This window comes from Halodesulfurarchaeum sp. (assembly GCF_036626455.1).
In the GTDB taxonomy this organism is placed as follows: Archaea; Halobacteriota; Halobacteria; order Halobacteriales; family Halobacteriaceae; genus Halodesulfurarchaeum.
In genome coordinates this window covers 1-19950 of sequence record NZ_JAZKRK010000025.1, presented here as the reverse complement: position 1 = coordinate 19950, position 19950 = coordinate 1, and the positions used below count along the sequence as shown (strand labels likewise).

The following is a 19950-nucleotide window of genomic DNA, read 5'->3' as shown; positions in this document are numbered from 1 at the left end:
ATCCAAATTGTTTTCATGGGGGGCCGAGAAGTCCCACGCGAATCATGCACATCGCTGAGGGGTTCTTGCCCCCCGTCTGGGCAGCGGTCTGGACCGTCTTTGCCATCCCCTTTGTCGCATACGGAACGTATCGAGTCGCGAAATATGTCCGCCGGTCGCCGGAACGAATGGCGATGCTCGCACTGGCCGGCGCGTTCATGTTCGTGCTGTCGGCGCTCAAACTTCCCTCCGTCACCGGGAGCACCTCTCATCCGACCGGGACTGGAATTGCCATCGTCCTGTTCGGCCCGGGGGTCACGGCTGTGCTTTCGACCATCGTTCTGGTCTATCAGGCGCTATTGCTCGCCCACGGCGGCATCACTACGTTGGGCGCGAACGTGGCTTCGATGGGAATCATTGGGCCGATCGTCGGGTATCTCGGATACCGAGTCGCCCGACAGCAGTCCGGGGTGGTCACGGGGACGTTCGTCGCCACCGTCCTGGCTGATTGGACGACCTATCTCGTGACCTCGGCCCAATTGGGGGCGGCGTTTCCCGCTGGTGAAGGAATCGGCGGGATGATCGGGGCGACTGGGAACTTCGCTGCGATCTTCGCGGTGACACAACTCCCGATCGGCATCGTCGAAGGCGTGATCGCTGCGGCGATGATCAAACAACTCCTGGTGGTCAAACCGGCCGTCAAATCGAAACTGGGTGTCACGACATGAACCGGCTCGGAGTCCTAGCCGGCGGACTCGTTCTCTTACTCCTGCTCGTTCCGATCCTTGCTCCTGGACTGGGGGCGTGGGGTGGCGCGGACGGAGCAGGCATGGAAGCGATAACCGAAGAGCACCCCGAATACGAGTCGTGGGTCGACCCGATATGGACTCCTCCCTCAGGTGAAATCGAGTCAGTCCTCTTCAGCCTGCAGGCAGCAATCGGTGGGGGCGTCATTGGCTACTACCTGAACGCCACACCACAGGACTGAGATGCACAAAACACTCGAGGGCGTCCAACAGTCCGCGACACCAGCAATCAGGGGGCCGCTGCAGGTGTATCTCGTGGTCCTCGCACTCGGGTTAACTGTCACCGCACCCTCTCGCCTCGCGCAAGTGATCGCCGCCGCCGTGTTTCTGGGACTAGCAATCGACGCAGTCGGGGTTCGACCCCTTCGTTGGCTCGCTGTCCCAGTGTTCTTTCTCATTCCCGGCCTCGCGATCATTCTGGTTACGACACCCGGGCACGGATTAATCGAATTCGGACCACTGACAATAACTCAGGGCGGCGTCAAAACGGTTCTGGATACGCTCACGCGTTCTGGCGCATCGATCATCGTTCTGGGATTCCTGATCGCCTCGACACCGGTCTCGACCGTGATCGCGACGCTCCGTCGGGCTGGCCTCCCTTCGGTACTGGTCGAATTGCTCCTGTACGTGTATCGTGCGATCGGGACCGTCTTCGTGGAAGCTGAGCGGATGCAAACGGCCGCGAAAGCCCGGGTGGGGTACTCCAACCGACGGGCCAAGATCCGGACGACGAAACTCATCGCGTCGACCCTGTTTCTCAGGACGATCGATCGGGTCACACATCTCGACGAGGCAATGCGAGCGCGAGGGTATGCCGGGAAGGCACCGGCTACCGCCGAGGCCGAGAGCCACGGGTACGGCCTCTCGATCGGCATTCTTGCAGTCCTCCTGGGGGGGCGATTTCTGTGACGCTCGTCGCGGAGGACGTCCGGTTTGCCTATGCGGATCGAGATGTCCTCCAAGGGGTTGATTTCACCGCCCTCGAGGGCGAAGTAACGGCGTTGTTAGGCCCAAACGGGGCCGGCAAATCGACGCTACTCAAGCATTTTAATGGCCTCCTCCGGCCCGATTCGGGCCGGATACTGGTCGATGGTAACCGAATCACAGACGACCAGGCCCAGCTTCGGGAGATCCGCTCGCGAGTCGGCTTTGTCTTCCAAAACCCCGAAAACCAACTGCTCGCCCCGACAGTTCGGCAGGACGTCTCCTTTGGCCCCCGGAACATCGATACCGCCGACGAGGTTGATATCGAAGCGACCCTGGCCCGAGTCGGACTCGACGGGGCCGGCAATAGACATCCCCATACGATGAGCAATGGCGAGCAAAAGCGCGTCGCTCTGGCCGGGGTGCTGGCCATGGACCCCGACTACATCGTCATGGACGAACCCACCGCTGGGTTGGACGGAGCGGGAGCGGAACGCTTCGTCGGGTTGATCGAGGAGCTGGTCGATGCTGGTGTCTCAATCCTGCTTTCGACCCATCACGTGGGTTTCGGGAAGGCCGTTGCGGATCGGCTCGCTGTCCTGAAAGGGGGGCAAATCGTCTACGAAGGGGACACGATCGGTCGCGACACCGCTGATCGGTACGGCCTGCGGACCTGGGCGCTTGAACGAAGGTGAACTTGTGCTACTCCAAACGATATTGTTTTAATCGGGCCACTGTTTATCGGAAACGATGGGACGCATTTCGCTCCCGCACACGACGGCGCCGGGCCCGACGAAACCTGAAGTCCGGGCCATTCTCCTCCGGACACTGGATCTGCAACCGGAGGATCATTTTGTCGACGTTGGGGCTGGAACCGGCGCCGTGACGATTGAAGCCGCGCAGGTCACGAAACGGGTCACGGCAATCGAAAAAGACGGCGATCGAGTCGACGCAATTCGGGCCAATCTCGAGGCCTCGGCGTCCGGTGGACGCGTAACAGTCCGCCACGCGACGGCCCCGAATGGCCTGCCCGACAGCGCTGAAGCAGTTTTCCTCGGGGGGACCCAGAACCTGGAGGCTGTGCTTAACTGGGTCACACAGGCTGAACCACGACAAGTGGTTCTCAACGCAGCCCGACTCGAAACAGCGACGAACGCTATCGAATCGTTCGAAAATCGGGGGTTCGATCCATCCGTCCGTCGGATTTCGGTCGGGCGAGGCGAATCACTGGCCGGGGAAACCGCCATCGTGCCCGACCGACCAGTCTACATGATCACCGGAACGCCCGGGGAGGACGGATGACCCTCTACGGTATCGGCCTCGGGCCTGGGGAGCCCGAACTGGTGACCGTCCGGGGAAAACGTTTGCTAGAGGAGGCCTCGGTAGTGTATGCACCTGGCGAACTGGCCGAGCGGTTGGCCAGGCCCTATGCGGCAGCCATCGAAGAACTGGAATTCCCGATGACCGAGGACGAAACAACACTCAAGGCTGCATGGGACGAGGCGGCCGCGACTGTCGGACCGGTTGCACGGGATGAGGACGTGGCCTTCGTCACGGTCGGTGATCCGAAGGTGTACTCGACGTTTTCCCACCTCGAACGAGCGTTAGACGCGTATCCGGAGGTCGACATCCGGACGATCCCAGGGGTGAGTGTCGTAACCGCCTTCGCAACGGCACTCGATGTGGAAATCGACAACTCCCCACTCGATGTTCGGGAGGCGGCAGACGGCGTTCCCCAACACCGGCCCCCGCAGGTGTTGCTGCTGAAGGTCACCGACGTTCGGAAAACCGACGCCGCCCTCCACGATGCGGGCTACGAGGTGACGTACGGACGCCGACTCTTCATGGACGATCCGACAGTCAGGTCAGACCCGGATGCGGTGGCCGAATCGGACTACTTCACCATCGCCTACGCTGAACAGGTTGGCAGGGGAGGAGAATCATGACTGGTCTTCCGTGGGAGCGCCAGAACGCCATCCCCTTCGTCGGAGCGGGTCCCGGGAATCCCAAACTCGTGACCGTAGCCGGTCGGGAGGCGCTCGAAGGCGCTGATCTTGTGGTTCACGCAGGTTCCCTCGTGAACAGCGAGGTCCTGGATACCTATGCCCCGGCCGCCGAGCGAGTTGACAGCGCCGGCACGGAACTCGAAACGCTGGTCGACATGATGGCGACAGCCTATCACGATGGCGAGGCAGTGGTACGCCTCCACAGTGGAGACCCCTCGATTTTCGGCGCGGCCCTCGAACAGATAGACGCTTTGGCCGAGCAGGATGTGCCGGCCTACGTGATCCCAGGAGTCACCGCTGCCTTCGCCGCGAGTGCGACTCTCGGAACCCAACTCACCCTCTCGGGGATCGCCAATCACGTCGCGATCACCCGACCCCAGGGGAAGACACTCGACGCCGACCAGGATCACGTGAACGATTTCGTGGGATTGGACGGCGTGACGACGGCCGTCTACCTGGGAACCCACGCCATCGAGGGAATGATGAACCGGCTGCTCGATGCAGGCGAAGACCCCGACACCCCGGTGGCGGTGGTCTATCACGCCTCATGGCCTGACGAGGATGTCATCCAAGGAACCATCGCAGACATTACAGCAAAAGTGAAAGAGGCCGGGTACACGGCAAGCGCCCTCGTCCTTATCGGTGAGGCCGTCACGGGCGGCGGCTACGATCACTCCCACCTCTATGGAGGATGGGCGGAAGACGATTCGACAGGGAACACAGGTGGGCAACCGTGAGCGACGAGCACCCAATCGAGCGAGTCGCGGTCGTTTCCTTTGAGCGCAACGCGGAGACGGGACGGGAACTCGAAGCAGCCATCGATTCCGAGTTACGAACGGCCACTCGGTTCACGTACGAGGAGGGGATCTTCCAGCGTTTGTGGGATCGGGATGCGATCGTTGCGGTCATGGCGAGTGGTATCGTGGTCAGGAAGATCGCTTCCCTGCTCGAGGACAAGTGGAGCGATCCCGCTGTCGTCGCAGTCGACAGCGATTGCACTTGGGCCGTTCCAATCGTCGGGGGCCATCACGGAGGCAATCGGTTGGCCGAATCGCTCACAGCCGTCGGCGCCGTGCCAGCCGAGACAACGGCCACTGAGGCCGCCGGGAAGCAAGCCGTGGAGGCCCGAGCCGAGGCGTTATCCGCGAGGATCGAAACCCCCGACTCGACGGTTGCAACGAATCTCGCTGTTTTGCAGGAGGAGTTAGGACCGGTCGAGCGACTCGACGGCCCACGAGCCGTACTGGTCTCAGAGGACGTAACCGTACTGCAGCGGTCGACCTCACCAGGTATCGTCCTCGGAACCGGCTGTCGGACGGGGACAGACGCCGCGACCTGTCGACGCGCTTGGCTCGACGCCATGGAAGCGCTCGATCGAGACGTATCCGACGTCGAGTTCGTCGCGACGGGGACGCTGAAGGCCGACGAACCGGGCTTGCAGGAGGCTGCAGCGAAACTCGATCTGGGCCTCGTCGCGTTCGAGAAAAAGACACTTGCGGAGTTTGCCGGTCCCTCAGAGTCGAAGGCCCCTGAACTGGTTGGCTGGCCCGGTATCGCCGAAGCCAGCGCCATTGCGGGCGGGCGGAACCACGAATTGATCGCACCGAAAACGCAGTTCGAGGAAGAAGTTACCGTGGCGGTGGGACGATGACGGAGTGGCCGACAGCTGAGCATCTTTCTCGACCTGCGGCCGGTGCTGAATCGGCCGTCGATGCAGGGAAACTGCAGATCGTCGGGATCGGACCGGGACTCCCGGAACATCTCACCCAGGCTGCCCGTCGAGCGATCCAGACCGCCGATGCGATCTATGCGGCCCCGCTGTATCAGGAGTTCCTGGCTCAGGAGAGCCTGCTTTCCAGTGACGACCTGGCAGGGGATGGACCGACAGTTATCGAGTCCACCCGGACGGACGCCAAAGCACAGGCTAGGGCAACCTTTGACCGGGTCCTAGCCGGCGAAAGGGTCGTTCACGTGTCTGGCGGCGATCCAACCGTCTACGGGAAATCCGACCTGCTCGTGGCCCTCGCCGAAACCGAGTCCCAAGACGAAATCCCGATCGAGGTCATCCCCGGCGTCACCGCCGCACTGGGCGGTGCAGCAACCCTCGGGGCCCCGCTTTCGAATGACTTCTGTACAGTCTCGCTGTCGACAAATCGGCGCGACCAGGACGAAATCGACCGAAAGCTCGAAGCGGCGGCCGAGGCCGGCTTCGTCATCGCGCTGTACAACTGCTGGCGATCCCTAAACGGGGCCCTCGAGACGATCTCCAAACACAGATCCGACTCGGTTCCGGTCGCACTCCTCGAAGACGTCGCGCGAGGCGAGCAGGGACGATCGGACGCTGGGGAGACGGTTGCGATCGCGCCGCTCGTTGAAGCGGACTCAGTGCTCCACCCGGAAACCCCGGGAAGCCTCGCAATCGTCGGCACCGAGGACTCTCGGGTCCTGCGACCCACAACCGGCGGCCAGCCATTTCTGGTGACCCCTCGGGGCGACGAGACACCACTCGATTTCTGAGCTATGACTGAGACCACAGTAGACCCTGACAGTGGAGGGACCGACGAGAACAGAGACACGGCACCCTGTTCGGAGCAACACCCCGACAGGTTCGGGCGACTCGTAGCGGTTGGGATCGGACCGGGACGCCCAGATGGCATGACTATCCGGGCCCGCGAGGCCCTCGAATCGGCCGAACACATCGTCGGCTACGAGACCTATATCGACCTGCTTCCGGCGGACATCCTGGATGATACGACGGAGGTGTTTGCAACCGGGATGGGCAGTGAAGTGTCCCGGACCGAAGTGGCGGTGGATCGGGCAATGGACGGGGCTGCAGTCGCGCTCGTCGGGAGTGGCGATCCGAACGTCTACGCGCTCGGTGGCCTGGTCCTCGAAGTGCTCGAATCGAGAGACGTCAAACCGGATGCGGTCGACTTCGAGGCCGTCCCCGGCGTCCCAGCGGCCCAGTCGAGTGCGGCGAGACTCGGCGCGCCGCTGGTCAACGACGCCGTGACGATCAGCCTCTCCGATCACCTCACCACGATCGAGGAAATCGAATCGCGGCTCCGGGCGGTCGCCCCCGAAAACTTCGCGATCGCGATCTACAATCCATGGAGCCCGAACCGGGCCGAAAACTTCCAACTGGCCTGTGAGATCCTTCTGGAGCATCGCACTGAAGAGACGCCTGTGGGGATCGTCCACGGGGCTGGCCGGGCCGACGAAGCGACCCATATCACGGACCTGGGCGAACTCCCGAAGTTGGGGGGCTCGGACATACTCGATATGACGGCAACGATCATCGTGGGGACCGAGGAAACCCGAGTCTGGGGCGACCGCCTGATCACTCCACGCGGCTACGAGCGGAAATACGACTACTGAAACCCATGCAATCGAACTCGCCGGTGCTACTCGCCGGACACGGTTCGCGACGCGAGGAATCGAACGAACAGGTGCGGGAGGTCGCCGCCGCTCTGGAATCCCGATTGGGCGAGCGGGTCAAACCGGCCTACATCGAACTAACTGAACCCCTCATCCACGAGGGAATCACAGAATTGGCTCCGGAAGTCGATTCGATCACAGTTGTCCCGCTCTCGCTCTTTGCGGCCGGGCACGTGAAAAACGACATTCCGCTGGTCGTCCAGCACGCACGCCAGCAGTATCCCGAAGTGGAGTTTGCCTATGGCTCGAACCTGGGCGCTCGACCGGAAATGATCGAAATCGTCGCAGATCGCATCGACGCCGCGGCGGGCAATATGACGGCCGATCCGAAAACGGACGACGTCGCTGTGATCTTTGTCGGCCGCGGATCAAGCGATCCGGATGCCAACGCGGAAGCCTACCGACTCGCTCGATTCGTCCAGGAGGGACGAGCCTTCTCCAGAGTCGAGCCGACGTTCATCGGAATCACGGAGCCAAGACTCGAACAGACACTCACGGAAGTCCCGCGACACGACCCGGACGCCGTGATCGTCATGCCGTACATGCTCGGGAATGGCGTGCTGACCCAGCGAATTAATGACAAAGCCGAGACCTTCGACGCGAAGCATCCCACCATCGAGACCGCAACAACCGATGTCCTCGGTGTCGATAACCGGCTCATTCGAGCGCTGGAATACCGGGTGATGGAGGCCCGAGAGGGAGCCGTCTCGATGTCCTGTGATAGCTGCATCTACAAGGTCACCCTCAACGATTACGAGGACGAAGTCGGCGGCGAACAGGCCTTCGTCGACTCCCTGGAACATACCCTCGCACACGTCAGCGACGCTCACGAGCACAACCACGACCATGGTGATGGGGACGGGCATTGCCACGATCATTCGCAAGGAGATGACCATGAGCATGGGAACAATCATGGGCATGACCATGGGCATGGGGACGACCATGAGCACGACGCCGGTCACGAACATGAAGACGACCACCACAGTCACGCCGGATCGACGGACTAGTCGGTCGAGAGTTTCGCGCTATTGCCGAGCAGACTGAGAGACCGAATGTACTGACTCCCGAGAGAGATCGGTGAGGGGAATGACCCGCCCTTCGGCGGCGGAAACGAGATCCGCCACCAGGGTCGCCCGATCGTCGGGCTCGCTCGCATCGACAACCAGAACCTCATCTGCCCGGTCCCCGAGGGTTTGGGCAGCCTCCCTGGTCGTTTTCGTGTTACTTCCGTTCGCGACGTTCGTTCGGCCATCCGTAACCACGACTGCGACACTGGCCTGTGGGTCAGCTCGGTCGATGACCTCGCGGGCCCGCTCCAGGCCGGCCGGCAAGGGCGTCCGGTCGCCAGTTGGAAGATCCTTGAGGTGCCGAGCCGCGAGCGAGACGCTGTCTGTGGGTGGCAAAAGCACGTTGGCCTCCTCGCCAGCGAAGGCAACAAACGCCACCTCGTCGCGCTCCTGGTAGCTCTCCTTGAGGAGTTCTAAAACTGTTCCTTTCGCCGCTCGCATGGCCGGTCGCATCGACGCGCTTGCGTCCACCACGAATACGACCAACGCAGTCGCCGTCCCGGCCCGAACTGACTGGCTGAGGTCCCGGGCTTTGAAGTCGGTCTGGCCCCGTTTTGCACGTTCACGAATCGAGGCGGCAATGTCGACGGATTCGGCCGACTCGGCCGGTTCCGTCCGAATCCGTGGTCCTGTTTCTTCGACACCTGGCTCGACCTCGGTCCGGCCAGTTCTACCACCCCTCGTGTCGGTCGTCGCTTCCTCGTCGACGGCGAGTTCCGGCGCTGTGCTGGAACCGGCTGATTGGGTCGTCGCGGCTGGTGTGGAGGGCGGGCGAGCCGACCGTTCCGAGTCGGGCCCATCAGATTCCTTCTCATCGTTCTGCTCAGAGTTGCCTTCGTCTTCCTCCCTGTCTCCCGTCTTATCCGTCCCGGTCTCGGTGGGTGTTTGTGAGCCGTTCTGGGCGGATCCCCCTCTGACCACCTCGGACGAACGGTCATCGGAGGGAGTTTCGTCCGCCCCCCGCTCTGAATCGGTTTCGGCCCCTGATTCGTCCGACCCGGAACCCCCTTCACCACTGGTTGGATCAGTATCCGCAGACCCACCGTCTCGGCCCGACTCGGACGGGTCATCAGTTTCCTCAGGAGACCGATCCGATCCCTCCGACTCGCCCGACCCGTCATCCGGTGACGAATCCGCGGTGTCCGAGTCGCCGAAATGATCGTCCAAAACGTCCTCAAGCGGTTCGGTTTCCTCGAAGGGGCGGCTCCGGAGTCGATGCGGGAGCGCGTATGCAAGTGCCGCCTCGATATCCGCCTCGGTGACCCGAGAGCGGCCATCCAGAGCGGCAAAGGTGCGGGCGGCGCGGGCTGCTGCAATGTCGCCACGGTGGCCGTCCACGCCGGCGTCCACACAGACTTCGGCGACCGTTTCTGCACCCTCCCGTGGGAACGTCACATCCGTGAGTGTTTCCTGTGCGGACGCGACCGTGTGCTGCAGGCGTTCGAGGTCTGGGGCACCAACCGGCTCCGTTGACTCGTTTTGGCCGCGTTCGATCGCCGACTCTACGATCGCCACCCGCTCGTCGAGGTCCTGGCTCCCTTCGACTTCAACCTGGAGCGCGAATCGGTCGCGAAGCTGCGGGCGAAGATCGCCTTCCTCGGGGTTCATCGTCCCGATCAACGTGAAATCGGCCGGATGAGTTTCGCTCACTCCGTCCCGCTCGACGTGATTGACGCCGCTGGCCGCTGCATCGAGCACCACGTCGACCAGGTGGTCATCAAGCAGGTTGACCTCGTCAACGTAGAGAAAACCCCGATTAGCCTGAGCCAGAAGCCCCGGTTCGAATGTCGGGTCACCGTCGAGGGCATCGGTCAGGGAAAGCGAACCGACGACCCGCTCGCGGGTTGCTCCAAGCGGGACCGTCACCAGCGGCACAGGTCGCGTTTCGACTGGTGGATCGTCCCGGGCGCGGCACGACGCACACTGGTTCGCGGCCTCATCCGGCGGACAACCGTAGGGACAGTCGGTGACCGCCCTCTGGGTCGGAAGCAGATCGACAAGCGCTCGAACGGCCGTCGATTTTGCGGTTCCCTTCTCGCCTCGAATCAACAGCCCGTCGATCGCGTCGTTCGCCGCCACTGCGAGCAAGACCCGCTTGAGTCGTTCCTGCCCGACGATCGCCGGGAACGGCACCGCGGACTGAAACCCAACCATACTTGTAGTAACCCAATCCAACTATAATAAGGATGTGTTCCATCGGGCTGTACACGGCGACCGATCAGCCGGTCACCGCGATCCGGGCCGCCGCCGAGCGACTCTCCGGGATCAACCTCCTGGTACGCTCTGGGACTGATCTCGAGGATCCGGAGGCTATCTCCCGGTTCGTCGACCGGTTGCAGGACCAAGACGTAGTGGTGTTCTGGCTGCACGGTTCTGAATCGCGGCTTCCAGACTTCAAATCAGTGCGCAGACAGTTGCGAGCGGCAGATATCGATTTCGTCGTCGCTCGGTCGGGGACAGCCGAAAACAGCAAAAATTCGACAGTCGAGCCCGCCATCCGGACCCAGGTTGGAACGTACCTTGACCGTGGTGGGGTCCTCAACCTCACGAACATGAGCCGGTTTCTGGCAGATGAGTTCGGCGATGGGGACTGGGACTACGACGAGCCAGTGGCGCTGCCCTCGACCGGCGTGTATCATCCGAGCCATCCGGGAGCGGATGTCGACGAACTTCGCGAAACCTTCCATCCGGACCAGCCGACGGTCGGAATCTGGTTCTACGAGACCCATTGGACCTTCGAGAACACCCGCTACGTCGATGCGCTCGTTCAAGCACTCGAGTCACGTGGTGTGGACGCGTTCCCGGTGTTCACGAATCCGTCCGACGACGAACCGGGAGAGCGGGACGCAAAATGGGTCGCCGAACACTGGTTTAGCAACGAGTCGGGCACTCGGGTGGACGCCATCCTCACGACGTTCATGTACTCGCTAACCATGGACGAACGGGGTCATTCGGTAGCGGAACCGACCGATACGACCACCTCAGGGTTCCTCAAAGCCCTCGATGTGCCCGTCGTGCAGGCGATGACCACGATGCGCCCGCGAGAAGCCTACCAGGCAGACGAAGCCGGACTGCCGCCGTTCGAACTCGCACTCTCAGTCGCACTCCCGGAACTCGACGGCGTCGTGGTCAGCCACCCGATCAGTGGAAAGGAACGGACGAGTGAGCCTGCCCCAGAGGATTCTGTAGATGGAACGGCTCCACTCCGTCACCTCCCTATTGAGGAGCGGGTGGATCACGCCGCTCGGGTGGTGACAAATTGGGCTCAATTGGACCGGAACCCACCAGCCGAAAAACAGATCGCCATCGTGCTCCACAACTACCCACCTTCTGCGGACGGGGTCGGCACCGCATTCGGGCTCGACACCCCTGTGAGTTTGGACCGGCTACTGGACACCCTCAATGCAGCCGGGATTGACGTACAGAACCCGCCTGATGAAGGGCAAACGATCGTCGAACAATTGGTCCGGCAACTCACCCAAGACGCCCGCTGGACCGATCCCGGGCAAGGGGCATCAGGAATCGCACAGATCGATCCGGCAGTCTATCAGGATTGGTTCGAGGCCCTCGACCCCGACCTGCAAACGGCCCTGCGGGACGAATGGGGCGGGCCGCCAGCAGCACCGATAGAAATCCCCGGGGTTTCCCTCGGAAACGTCGTCGTCACGGTCCAGCCGCCGCGAGGGTTCGAGGCGGACCCGGAAAAAGTCTACCACGATTCGGCACTGCAGCCACCCCACGAATACGTCGCCGCGTATGACTGGCTCAAGCGAGAGTTCGATGCGGACGCCGTCGTCCACCTCGGGACCCATGGCAGTCTGGAGTGGCTCCCGGGAAAAACAGTCGGCCTGGACGGGAAAAGCGCTCCCGATGCGCTGCTCGATGACGTTCCGAACGTCTATCCCTACATCATCAACAACCCGGGTGAAGGCACCCAGGCGACACGGCGCTCCTATGCCACCATCGTGGATCACCTTACGCCACCGATGCGAGCGGCCGGAGTTGGCGAGGAACTCGCATCACTCGAGGACCTCGTTCGGGAATACCGGGATCGTGTGCGGGACGGGGCAGCCCCCGCGGACCTCACCGGTCTCGAGGATTCGATTCGAACACGAGTAGACGCCCAGGATTTGGGACCGGACCTGGGAATCGATGACATCAAGACGGTCACGACTGGGGACCTTGTCAGGGACCTCCACGGCTATCTCACCGATGTCAAGTCAACCCAAATCCGGATGGGACTGCACACGTTGGGCGAGCCACCGACGGACGACCGACTAATAACGTATCTCGTTGCCCTGACCCGGTTCGAGAACGCCGGGGCCCCGAGCCTTCGTGAATCGGTTGCCGGCGCACTGGGTGTTCCTGCCGAACGGATGATTGAGGAACCCGAAACCTACGATCCGGACCTGGAACTGTACTATGCAACTGCCGCGGACCGGGTCACCGAAGAAAGCCTGGCACTCGTAGCGGCGCTGGCAGCCCAGGAGTTCGACGTGAGCGAGGAAACGATCGAGTCACTGGTCGGGGAACTGCCACTGCTCGGATCGAGTCCCGATCCAGATGCGGTCACGAACGTCGAGAACGTCCTCGCCTACATCGCGGACGACCTCGTTCCCCGGATCGAAGCCGCTCGGACGGAACTCACGAACACCGTCGCCGCGTTGGAGGGGTCTTACGTCCCGCCTGGAAAAAGTGGAGCCCCCACTCGTGGCGGCGCCGATATCCTGCCAACAGGGCGGAACTTCTTCACACTCGATCCCCGGCAGGTCCCCTCTAAAGCGGCCTGGGATGTCGGGACCGCCATCGCAGAGGGTGTTCTCGATCGGCATCTCGAAGCGGAAGGGGACTATCCGGAAGAAATCGGTGTCGTAGCCTGGGGGACGCCAACAGTCCGGACTCGGGGTGAAACCATCGCCCAAATCCTGGCCTTGCTCGGCGTCGAGCCGAGCTGGACGGATGCAGGACGGGTGGATGGGGTCGAGCCCATCCCCCTCACCGAACTCGGTCGCCCACGGATCGACGTCACGACTCGCATTTCCGGGCTCTTCCGCGATGCGTTCCCTAGCGTTGCTGGACTCCTCCAGGAGGCCGTCGAAACGGTCGCGGGCCTCGACGAACCGACGGCGCAGAACTATGTGCGAAAACATCACCTGGCGGAGCAGGACGGTGGAGCCCCAGGCGCCGCATCCGATGATTCGCTCCATCGGGTGTTCACAACCCGGCCCGGCGGGTATGGCTCGGGGACGAACAAGGCCATCACCACCGGCGAGTGGAGCGACGAGTCGGATCTCGCGGACGTCTTCGTGACCTGGGGCGGCTATGCAGTCGACGGCTCCGGGACCGTCCACGAGGCACAGGATGCGCTCGAAACCCGGCTCGAAGGGATCGAAGCGACAGTCAAACTCGAAGACACCGCCGAGCAGGACGAGTTCGACAGCTCGGACTGGTATGCCTTTCACGGGGGTTTCAAGCGGGCCGTGGCCGACCGGCGCGGGACCGAACCCGCGTCCTACGTCGGCGATGCGAGCGACCCGGATCGGCCGGAGATTTACACTAACGCGGAGAAACTCAGACAGACAATGCGCAGCAGAGTACTTAATCCCGACTGGATCGACAGCATGGAAGCACACGACTACAAAGGGGCCGGCGACCTCGCAAACACCGTCGAGATCACCCTCGGCTGGGCGGCGACCACCGACGCGATCAGCGACACACTCTGGGAACAGGTCGCGGATGCCTACGCCTTCGACGAGGACCGCCAGGAGTGGTTCATGGCGGAGAACCCCTGGGCGCTGGAGCACGTTACCGAGACCCTCCTGGAAGCTGTCGATCGGGGCCTCTGGGAGGCCGACCGGAAGACCGTCGATCAACTCAAAGACCTGCAACTCGAGGTCGACGGGACCCTCGAAGCCGCTCCCGACGGCCCGGAGGTGGCCCGATGACCGGGGAGACGGACGAAACGGACCTCGGAGCGACGACCGAGGACGGGGCCGCGATCGCCGAGGCCAGTCTGGACATCGTCTCCGAACTCGTCCCCGGTGACACACTCGAGGACCGGTTACGGCGGAAAGCCGTCCACGCGACAGGCGACCCCGAGTTCCAATATCTGATGCGCTTCGGAAACAACCCGATCCGGCGCGGTGCCGAAGCTGTACTGGCGGAAAACCCCATCATCACGGACGTGACGATGCCTCGTCACGGCATCACCGACCGAAACCACGACTGCGAGAAGGACACCGCGCTGGGCCACGGAGACGACCTCGCAGAGGAGACTGGGATCACCCGAACCGAAGCAGGGGTCATTGCCCTCGACGAACAGGGCGTCTACGATGACGCGATCGCAGTGATCGGCAACGCGCCGACGGCCGCACTGACCCTCGCCGAACGGATCGAAGCGGGCACCCGGCCCGCAGCGGTCCTCGCGACACCAGTTGGGTTCATCAAGGCCGCCGAGAGTCGGGCACGGCTCCGGACGGTTGGCGAGGCAACTGGCGTCCCGACGATCACCAACGTCGGTCGGCGGGGGGGCAGTGGCCTGGCGGCAGCGCTCGCGAACGAATTGATTCACGTGGCAACCGACATGGAAGCAGGGGAGATCGAACGATGAGCGACTACGACCTCGATTCGGGCCCCGACCCGGCGGCTGCAGCTGCCGCGGAACCTGAGGACCCGGACCCCGAGAATCCCATCCACGCAGTCGGTATCGGACCGGGAAACGTCGAATTCCTCACCAAGCGGGGGCGAGAGGTCATCAAAGGCGCCGACGTAGTCGTCGGTTTCGGCACGGTCGTCGAGCTGGTCGCGGAACTCACTGACGCGGAACTACTGACCTGCGGGTACGAAGACGAGGCCCAGGCCCTCGGGGCCTTCGGCGAACGGGTGAGTGAGGGGGCAGAGGGGGTCGCAGTGCTCATGGGCGATCCGAACCATTCCGGCTATCAGTTCCTGGGGAAGGTCGAGGACGCTGTCGACCGGCCGGTTCGGGTAGTACCCGGTATCTCGGCGATTCAAATGGCGGCCAGTCGGGCTCGCACGCCGCTTGAGGACACCCGATTCGTCACGCTGCACAAATCGGGGGATATCGAGCCAGGACTGGACCGACTGCGCGAAGTGGTCGGCGAACGCCACCTCCTGGTACTCCCCAGACCGTACGACGTGATGCCCGGGGACATCGCGGCCGACCTCCTGGAGGCGGGGGCGGACCCGGAACTGGATAGCCTCGTATTGGAGAAACTCAGCCACGAAGACGAGTCAGTGACTCGACAGCCGCTTGGGGACCTGGCCGACCACGCCGGCGGTGACGGTCCCGAAGACACTCCGTTTTCTGATCTCTCGGTGCTCGCGGTCCGGGCACCGTAAGGAACCGTCTTCACCCAGTGATCGCCGGGTCACACTTTTCGAGACGTGGCGTGTTGGCCACGTCATGGACCGCGTCTCACGTTCCGAAGTCGAATCGGCAGAACCGATTGATGGCGTCCAATTGGCCCTTCTCGCGGCGGGCGAACATATGAACATCCAGCAGTTCCGAATCGAACCGGGTGCGGTCGTTCCGGAGCACAGCCATCAGAACGAGCAACTCGGCTATCTCCTTCGCGGCGAACTCACGTTCACCGTGAAGGGGGACGAAATCGTGGTCCAAGCAGGTGATTCCTACAACCTCCAAGGCAACGAACCCCACGCAATCGAAAACACGGGCGAGCGTGTCGCGGAAGGGATCGACATTTTCAGCCCGCCGCGGACGGACCCGGACTGGGCGGAGTGAGTCCGCCAGGCATGGAGCCTGGTCAGGCCAGGTCTTCGATCGTCTCGGCGACCCGCTCGGCATACTCACTGGTGCTGACTTTTTCGCCGCCCTCGATCTGGCGGTGCAGGTCGTAGGTCACGTACTTCGAGGCGATGGTTTGCTCGACGGCCTCGCCGATCAGGTCCGCGGCGTCCTCCCAACCCAGATACTCGAAGAGGAGGCGGCCGGAGAGGATCATCGCGGTCGGATTGACCTTGTCCTGTCCGGCGTACTTGGGCGCGGAGCCGTGAACCGGTTCCGCAAGCACGCGTCCCTCGCCGAAGTTCGCGCCCGGCGCGATTCCGAGGCCACCGATCTGGGCCCCAGCGGCATCCGAGAGGTAATCGCCGTTGAGGTTTGGCATCGCGAGGACATCGTACTCCGCAGTTCGGGTGAGCAACTGCTGGAGCATGTTGTCCGCGATCCGGTCGTTGACGACGAGCGTATCCTCGGGCTGTTCGCCGTCCCGCTCCTCCCAGAGCGTGTCCTCGGTGATGACCGCCTCGCCGTACTCCTCCTGGGCGACTTCATATCCCCAGTCCCGGAACTGCCCCTCGGTGTACTTCATGATGTTGCCCTTGTGGATCAGCGTGACCGAGTCGCGGTCGTTCTCCAGGGCGTAGTCGATGGCCTCGCGAACAAGGCGTTTGGTGCCGAACTCGGTAATCGGTTTGATACCAATACCGACGGGGCCTTCGTGGATGCCTTCAGCGTCCATCTCCTCCTCGAGGAAGGTCCGAACCTGTTCGCCGTCTTCGGTCCCCGCTTCCCACTCGATTCCCGCGTAGACGTCCTCGGTGTTCTCCCGGAAGGTCACCATATCCATCTCCTGGGGGGCTTTGACAGGGGACGGAACGCCCTCGAGATAATAGGTCGGCCGGACGTTCGCGTAAAGGTCGAGTTTCTGGCGGAGCGCCACATTGAGACTGCGGAAACCAGCCCCCACTGGCGTCGTGAGCGGCCCTTTCAGCGCAACTCGGAAATCCCGGATGGCCTCAACAGTTTCCTCGGGGAGGTTTTCGCCGTATTCCTCCCGGGCCCGCTCGCCAGCGGAGACACGCATCCACTCGACGTGGCGACCCGTCGCCTCGGCGGCAGCCTGCAGTACCTGTTTGGCGGCTGGCGCGACGTCCACCCCGATTCCGTCCCCGTACAGGAGCGGCACGATGGGGTTGTCGGGGATCGTCAGTTCCTCGGTCGTCTCGTCGTACCTGACCCGCTCCCCGTTCTCGGGGACCGTTGCGTGATCGTAGCTCATAGGCGAGCGGAGAGCGCGGCCACCCAAAAGAACTGCCTTTTCCCGAAACCGGGTAATTTTCGCCGGTCCACTCCAAGTCCCCATATGAAGCTCATCGCTCACGGCGGGGCCGGCGGTGACCCCGACCAACCGGAACAACGGCAGGCCGTGCTCAATGAGGCTGTCGACCGGGGCGCAGGAGCCCAGACTCCACTTGATGCGGTCGAAACCACGCTCCGGCACCTCGAGTCCAATCCGCGATTCAACGCCGGCGTTGGTGGCGCCGTCCAGAGTGACGGCGTGAGCCGCACCGAAGCAGGACTGATGACCGGCGAGGGCAATGTGGGGGCAGCGGCTTCGATGGCCGGGGTCGAGCACGCAGTCAGTGTCGCTCGAATCGTTCTCGAAGAGACGCCACATGTTTTGCTGACGGGGGACCACGCGACCGAATTGGCCAGCGACTACGGTATCGAGACCGACCGTGACCTCATCTCCGAGTCCGCCAGAGAGCGATGGGACACCGCGCCAGCGCCACCGACAGATGGACCCCGCGCACAACTCGAATGGGTGCAAGAGCAGTTTGGTGGGTCGGATACGGTGGGTGCCGTGGCGACAGATGGGATTTCGATTGCGGTCGCCACCGCCACGGCCGGTCGCTGGTTTGCCCTGGCCGGGCGGGTTGGGGACGTCCCACAGGTCGGCAGTGGCTTCTACGCCAGTGAGACCGCCGCTGCCAGCGCGACTGGCGCTGGGGAAGACATCGCCCGGAGCACGCTTGCCAGGCTCGCCGTCCGACACGTCGATGATGGTGCCACCCCCAAAGCGGCCGCCGAAGCGGCCCTCACGGAATTCGAGGCACTGACCGAATCGACCGCCGGAATAATCGTCATGGACCAGAAGGGCAGGCGGGGATCGGCGTTTAATTCGGCGAGTATGCAAACCGCGTCGGACACCGACCGCTGACCCACAAGCGCTTTTGCCTTCTCGGCTGAATCCAGTGACATGGCAGACGTGGACCTCGACGCCGAGCGGTTCGAGAAGTATCGGGAGGCCGGACGAATCCTTCGCGAGACGATGGACGCAGCCGCCGAACGGGTCGAACCGGGGACGACCCATCTGGCTGTCGCGGAGTTCGCTGAGGCCCAGATCGAAGACGCAGGGGCGAAAGCGGCGTTCCCCGCAAACATCAGCATCGACGAAGAGGCTTCCCACGCGACTCCAGGGCGGGACGAGGAGACCGAGTTCGAAGAGGGTGACCTGGTTTGTCTCGACCTGGGAGTCCACGTCGACGGCTGGATCGCCGATTCCGCTCTCACGATCGATCTCGGCGATCATGGCAACCTGATCGACGCGGCCGAGGACGCACTGGACGCGGCGATCGAGGTCGCCGGACCGGGCGTTCACACTGGCGAAATCGGAGCAGCGATCGAGGAGACGATTGACGCGGCGGGCTACAACCCGGTCGTCAACCTCAGCGGGCACGGATTGGAGGAATATGATGCCCACACTGGGCCGACAGTTCCGAACCGCGGCGTGGAGACGGGCGTTGACCTCGAAGTCGGTGACGTAATCGCCATCGAACCGTTCGCGACCGACGGCCGCGGAACAGTCTCCGAGGGACAGAAAACCGAGATCTACTCGTTGCAGACCGAGCGGTCGGTCCGGAATCGAAAGGCGCGGGAACTGCTCGAAACCGTCGTCGAGGAATACGAGCGGCTTCCCTTCGCTGCCAGGTGGTTCGACGGCGGCCGAACAGACATGACGCTGAACCGATTAACCCAGCAGAGCGTGCTCGAGAGCTATCCGGTACTCAAGGGCGAGGCGGGGTCAAAAATCAGCCAGGCCGAGCACACGCTCATCGTCACCGAGGACGGCGTCGAAATCACGACCGACTGAACTGCATTGAAATCACGACCGACTAACCGCGGCTTCCCAACAGTTACCTCCCCACCGGCGCTTGCATCGATATGGATTCCATTTTCGCCCCCTGGCGGATCGACTGGGTCGAGCGCGACCCGGAGATGGACGAAATCGAGGGGTGTGCCTTCTGCGAACTGCCCGAGCGAGACGCGGATCGGGAGTATCGAATCGTCGCGCGAAACGAGGTGGCGTACGTCCTGTTGAACAACTACCCGTACAATCCGGGCCACGCGATGGTCATTCCATTCGAGCATATCGCGAATTACAGAGCTCTCGACGAACCAACGCTGTTGGGCCAGTCCCGACTGACCCAGCAGACGATCGAAGCCCTCGACCGGGCGCTGTCTCCCGACGGCTTCAACACCGGCCGCAATCTGGGGGATGGGGCCGCTGGCGGGTCGATCAACGATCACGTCCACACCCATATCATCCCCCGCTGGAACGGCGATACGAATTTTATGCCAGTCATCTCGGAGACGAAAGTGATCGTCGAGGCACTCGAAGACACCTATACCCGGCTTCACGAGGCCTTCCAGACACTGGACGGAGCAACTACAACGGGCCCCAACGACGCCGTCAGGTTGTCGCGATAGGTGTTTGGATTGTAGATGGTTGGCATCTCCCCCGCGTAAACGTGAGGGAACCCAGAAGAGAATAATAAGGTTGCACGTTTCCTCGGCAGTCACGTACCCCTTCACTCACCATCGAGGACACAGCAACCCGACCAGTCGGGGTGGCCGTGACAGACAACGGCCCGGGTATTCCAGATCCCGAACCGATCCGGCGG

Annotated in this window: 20 protein-coding genes; 18 read left to right on the top strand and 2 right to left on the bottom strand. The window is 62.9% G+C overall.

Features of this window, described 5'->3' with window-relative positions; all coding sequences use genetic code 11:
- The first annotated feature begins 44 nt into the window (after positions 1-44).
- Genes V5A26_RS08245 through V5A26_RS08195 form a run of 11 tightly spaced genes read left to right on the top strand, consistent with a single transcriptional unit; the run spans position 45 to position 8160 of the window.
- Positions 45-707: an energy-coupling factor ABC transporter permease gene (locus tag V5A26_RS08245; protein WP_332322326.1), complete on the top strand. Its 663-nt coding sequence runs from the start codon at positions 45-47 to the stop codon at positions 705-707.
- Entirely contained in the window at positions 704-967 is a 264-nt protein-coding gene (locus V5A26_RS08240; protein ID WP_332321115.1) for an energy-coupling factor ABC transporter substrate-binding protein, read from the top strand. The genes V5A26_RS08245 and V5A26_RS08240 overlap by 4 nt, the downstream gene beginning before the upstream one ends.
- 1 nt (position 968) lies before the next feature.
- Positions 969-1694 carry a cobalt ECF transporter T component CbiQ gene (gene cbiQ, locus V5A26_RS08235; RefSeq protein WP_332321116.1) on the top strand — a complete coding sequence of 242 codons (726 nt, stop codon included), beginning with the start codon at positions 969-971 and terminating at the stop codon, positions 1692-1694.
- Positions 1691-2404, top strand: a complete 714-nt coding sequence (locus V5A26_RS08230; RefSeq protein ID WP_332321117.1) for an energy-coupling factor ABC transporter ATP-binding protein — start codon at positions 1691-1693, stop codon at positions 2402-2404. Before cbiQ ends, V5A26_RS08230 begins: the two co-directional genes overlap by 4 nt.
- 55 nt (positions 2405-2459) lie before the next feature.
- Complete coding sequence (gene cbiT / locus V5A26_RS08225; protein WP_332321118.1) at positions 2460-3011, top strand: precorrin-6Y C5,15-methyltransferase (decarboxylating) subunit CbiT; 552 nt, start codon at positions 2460-2462, stop codon at positions 3009-3011.
- Positions 3008-3655: a cobalt-factor II C(20)-methyltransferase gene (locus tag V5A26_RS08220; RefSeq protein WP_332321119.1), complete on the top strand. Its 648-nt coding sequence runs from the start codon at positions 3008-3010 to the stop codon at positions 3653-3655. Before cbiT ends, V5A26_RS08220 begins: the two co-directional genes overlap by 4 nt.
- Positions 3652-4452: a cobalt-precorrin-4/precorrin-4 C(11)-methyltransferase gene (locus tag V5A26_RS08215; RefSeq protein WP_332321120.1), complete on the top strand. Its 801-nt coding sequence runs from the start codon at positions 3652-3654 to the stop codon at positions 4450-4452. The genes V5A26_RS08220 and V5A26_RS08215 overlap by 4 nt, the downstream gene beginning before the upstream one ends.
- The gene (gene cbiG / locus V5A26_RS08210) at positions 4449-5366 is read left to right on the top strand and encodes a cobalt-precorrin 5A hydrolase (RefSeq protein ID WP_332321121.1); all 918 of its coding nucleotides are present in this window, start codon (positions 4449-4451) and stop codon (positions 5364-5366) included. The genes V5A26_RS08215 and cbiG overlap by 4 nt, the downstream gene beginning before the upstream one ends.
- On the top strand, positions 5363-6232 hold the full coding sequence (locus V5A26_RS08205) for a precorrin-3B C(17)-methyltransferase (protein WP_332321122.1): 870 nt from the start codon (positions 5363-5365) through the stop codon (positions 6230-6232). The genes cbiG and V5A26_RS08205 overlap by 4 nt, the downstream gene beginning before the upstream one ends.
- Before the next feature lie 3 nt (positions 6233-6235).
- Complete coding sequence (cobJ, locus tag V5A26_RS08200) at positions 6236-7093, top strand: precorrin-3B C(17)-methyltransferase (RefSeq protein WP_332321123.1); 858 nt, start codon at positions 6236-6238, stop codon at positions 7091-7093.
- Between the two features lie 5 nt (positions 7094-7098).
- Positions 7099-8160 carry a sirohydrochlorin chelatase gene (locus V5A26_RS08195; RefSeq protein ID WP_332321124.1) on the top strand — a complete coding sequence of 354 codons (1062 nt, stop codon included), beginning with the start codon at positions 7099-7101 and terminating at the stop codon, positions 8158-8160.
- 18 nt (positions 8161-8178) lie between these two features.
- Here V5A26_RS08195 and V5A26_RS08190 read toward each other — a convergent pair whose 3' ends face one another.
- Positions 8179-10374 carry a VWA domain-containing protein gene (locus V5A26_RS08190; protein WP_332322325.1) on the bottom strand — a complete coding sequence of 732 codons (2196 nt, stop codon included), beginning with the start codon at positions 10372-10374 and terminating at the stop codon, positions 8179-8181.
- 32 nt (positions 10375-10406) lie between these two features.
- Between V5A26_RS08190 and cobN the strand changes: the two genes are divergently transcribed.
- The 4 genes from cobN to V5A26_RS08170 all read left to right on the top strand — a co-directional run bounded on the left by cobN (position 10407) and on the right by V5A26_RS08170 (position 15985).
- Entirely contained in the window at positions 10407-14165 is a 3759-nt protein-coding gene (gene cobN, locus V5A26_RS08185) for a cobaltochelatase subunit CobN (RefSeq protein WP_332322324.1), read from the top strand.
- The gene (locus tag V5A26_RS08180; RefSeq protein ID WP_332321964.1) at positions 14162-14830 is read left to right on the top strand and encodes a precorrin-8X methylmutase; all 669 of its coding nucleotides are present in this window, start codon (positions 14162-14164) and stop codon (positions 14828-14830) included. Before cobN ends, V5A26_RS08180 begins: the two co-directional genes overlap by 4 nt.
- Complete coding sequence (locus V5A26_RS08175; RefSeq protein WP_332321963.1) at positions 14827-15582, top strand: cobalt-precorrin-7 (C(5))-methyltransferase; 756 nt, start codon at positions 14827-14829, stop codon at positions 15580-15582. Before V5A26_RS08180 ends, V5A26_RS08175 begins: the two co-directional genes overlap by 4 nt.
- A gap of 64 nt (positions 15583-15646) precedes the next feature.
- Entirely contained in the window at positions 15647-15985 is a 339-nt protein-coding gene (locus tag V5A26_RS08170) for a cupin domain-containing protein (RefSeq protein ID WP_332321962.1), read from the top strand.
- Positions 15986-16007: 22 nt separating this feature from the next.
- Here the strand turns inward: V5A26_RS08170 and icd are convergent, their stop codons facing one another.
- Positions 16008-17264: an isocitrate dehydrogenase (NADP(+)) gene (gene icd, locus V5A26_RS08165; RefSeq protein ID WP_332321961.1), complete on the bottom strand. Its 1257-nt coding sequence runs from the start codon at positions 17262-17264 to the stop codon at positions 16008-16010.
- 84 nt (positions 17265-17348) lie between these two features.
- Here icd and V5A26_RS08160 point away from each other — a divergent pair, with 84 nt between their 5' ends.
- The 3 genes from V5A26_RS08160 (at position 17349) to V5A26_RS08150 (ending at position 19756) form a co-directional block, all read left to right on the top strand.
- Positions 17349-18206, top strand: coding sequence for an isoaspartyl peptidase/L-asparaginase (locus V5A26_RS08160; protein WP_332321960.1), 858 nt, complete (start codon positions 17349-17351; stop codon positions 18204-18206).
- Positions 18207-18245: 39 nt separating this feature from the next.
- The gene (gene map / locus V5A26_RS08155; protein WP_332321959.1) at positions 18246-19139 is read left to right on the top strand and encodes a type II methionyl aminopeptidase; all 894 of its coding nucleotides are present in this window, start codon (positions 18246-18248) and stop codon (positions 19137-19139) included.
- Between the two features lie 71 nt (positions 19140-19210).
- Entirely contained in the window at positions 19211-19756 is a 546-nt protein-coding gene (locus V5A26_RS08150) for an HIT family protein (RefSeq protein ID WP_332320828.1), read from the top strand.
- Positions 19757-19950: the final 194 nt, after the last annotated feature.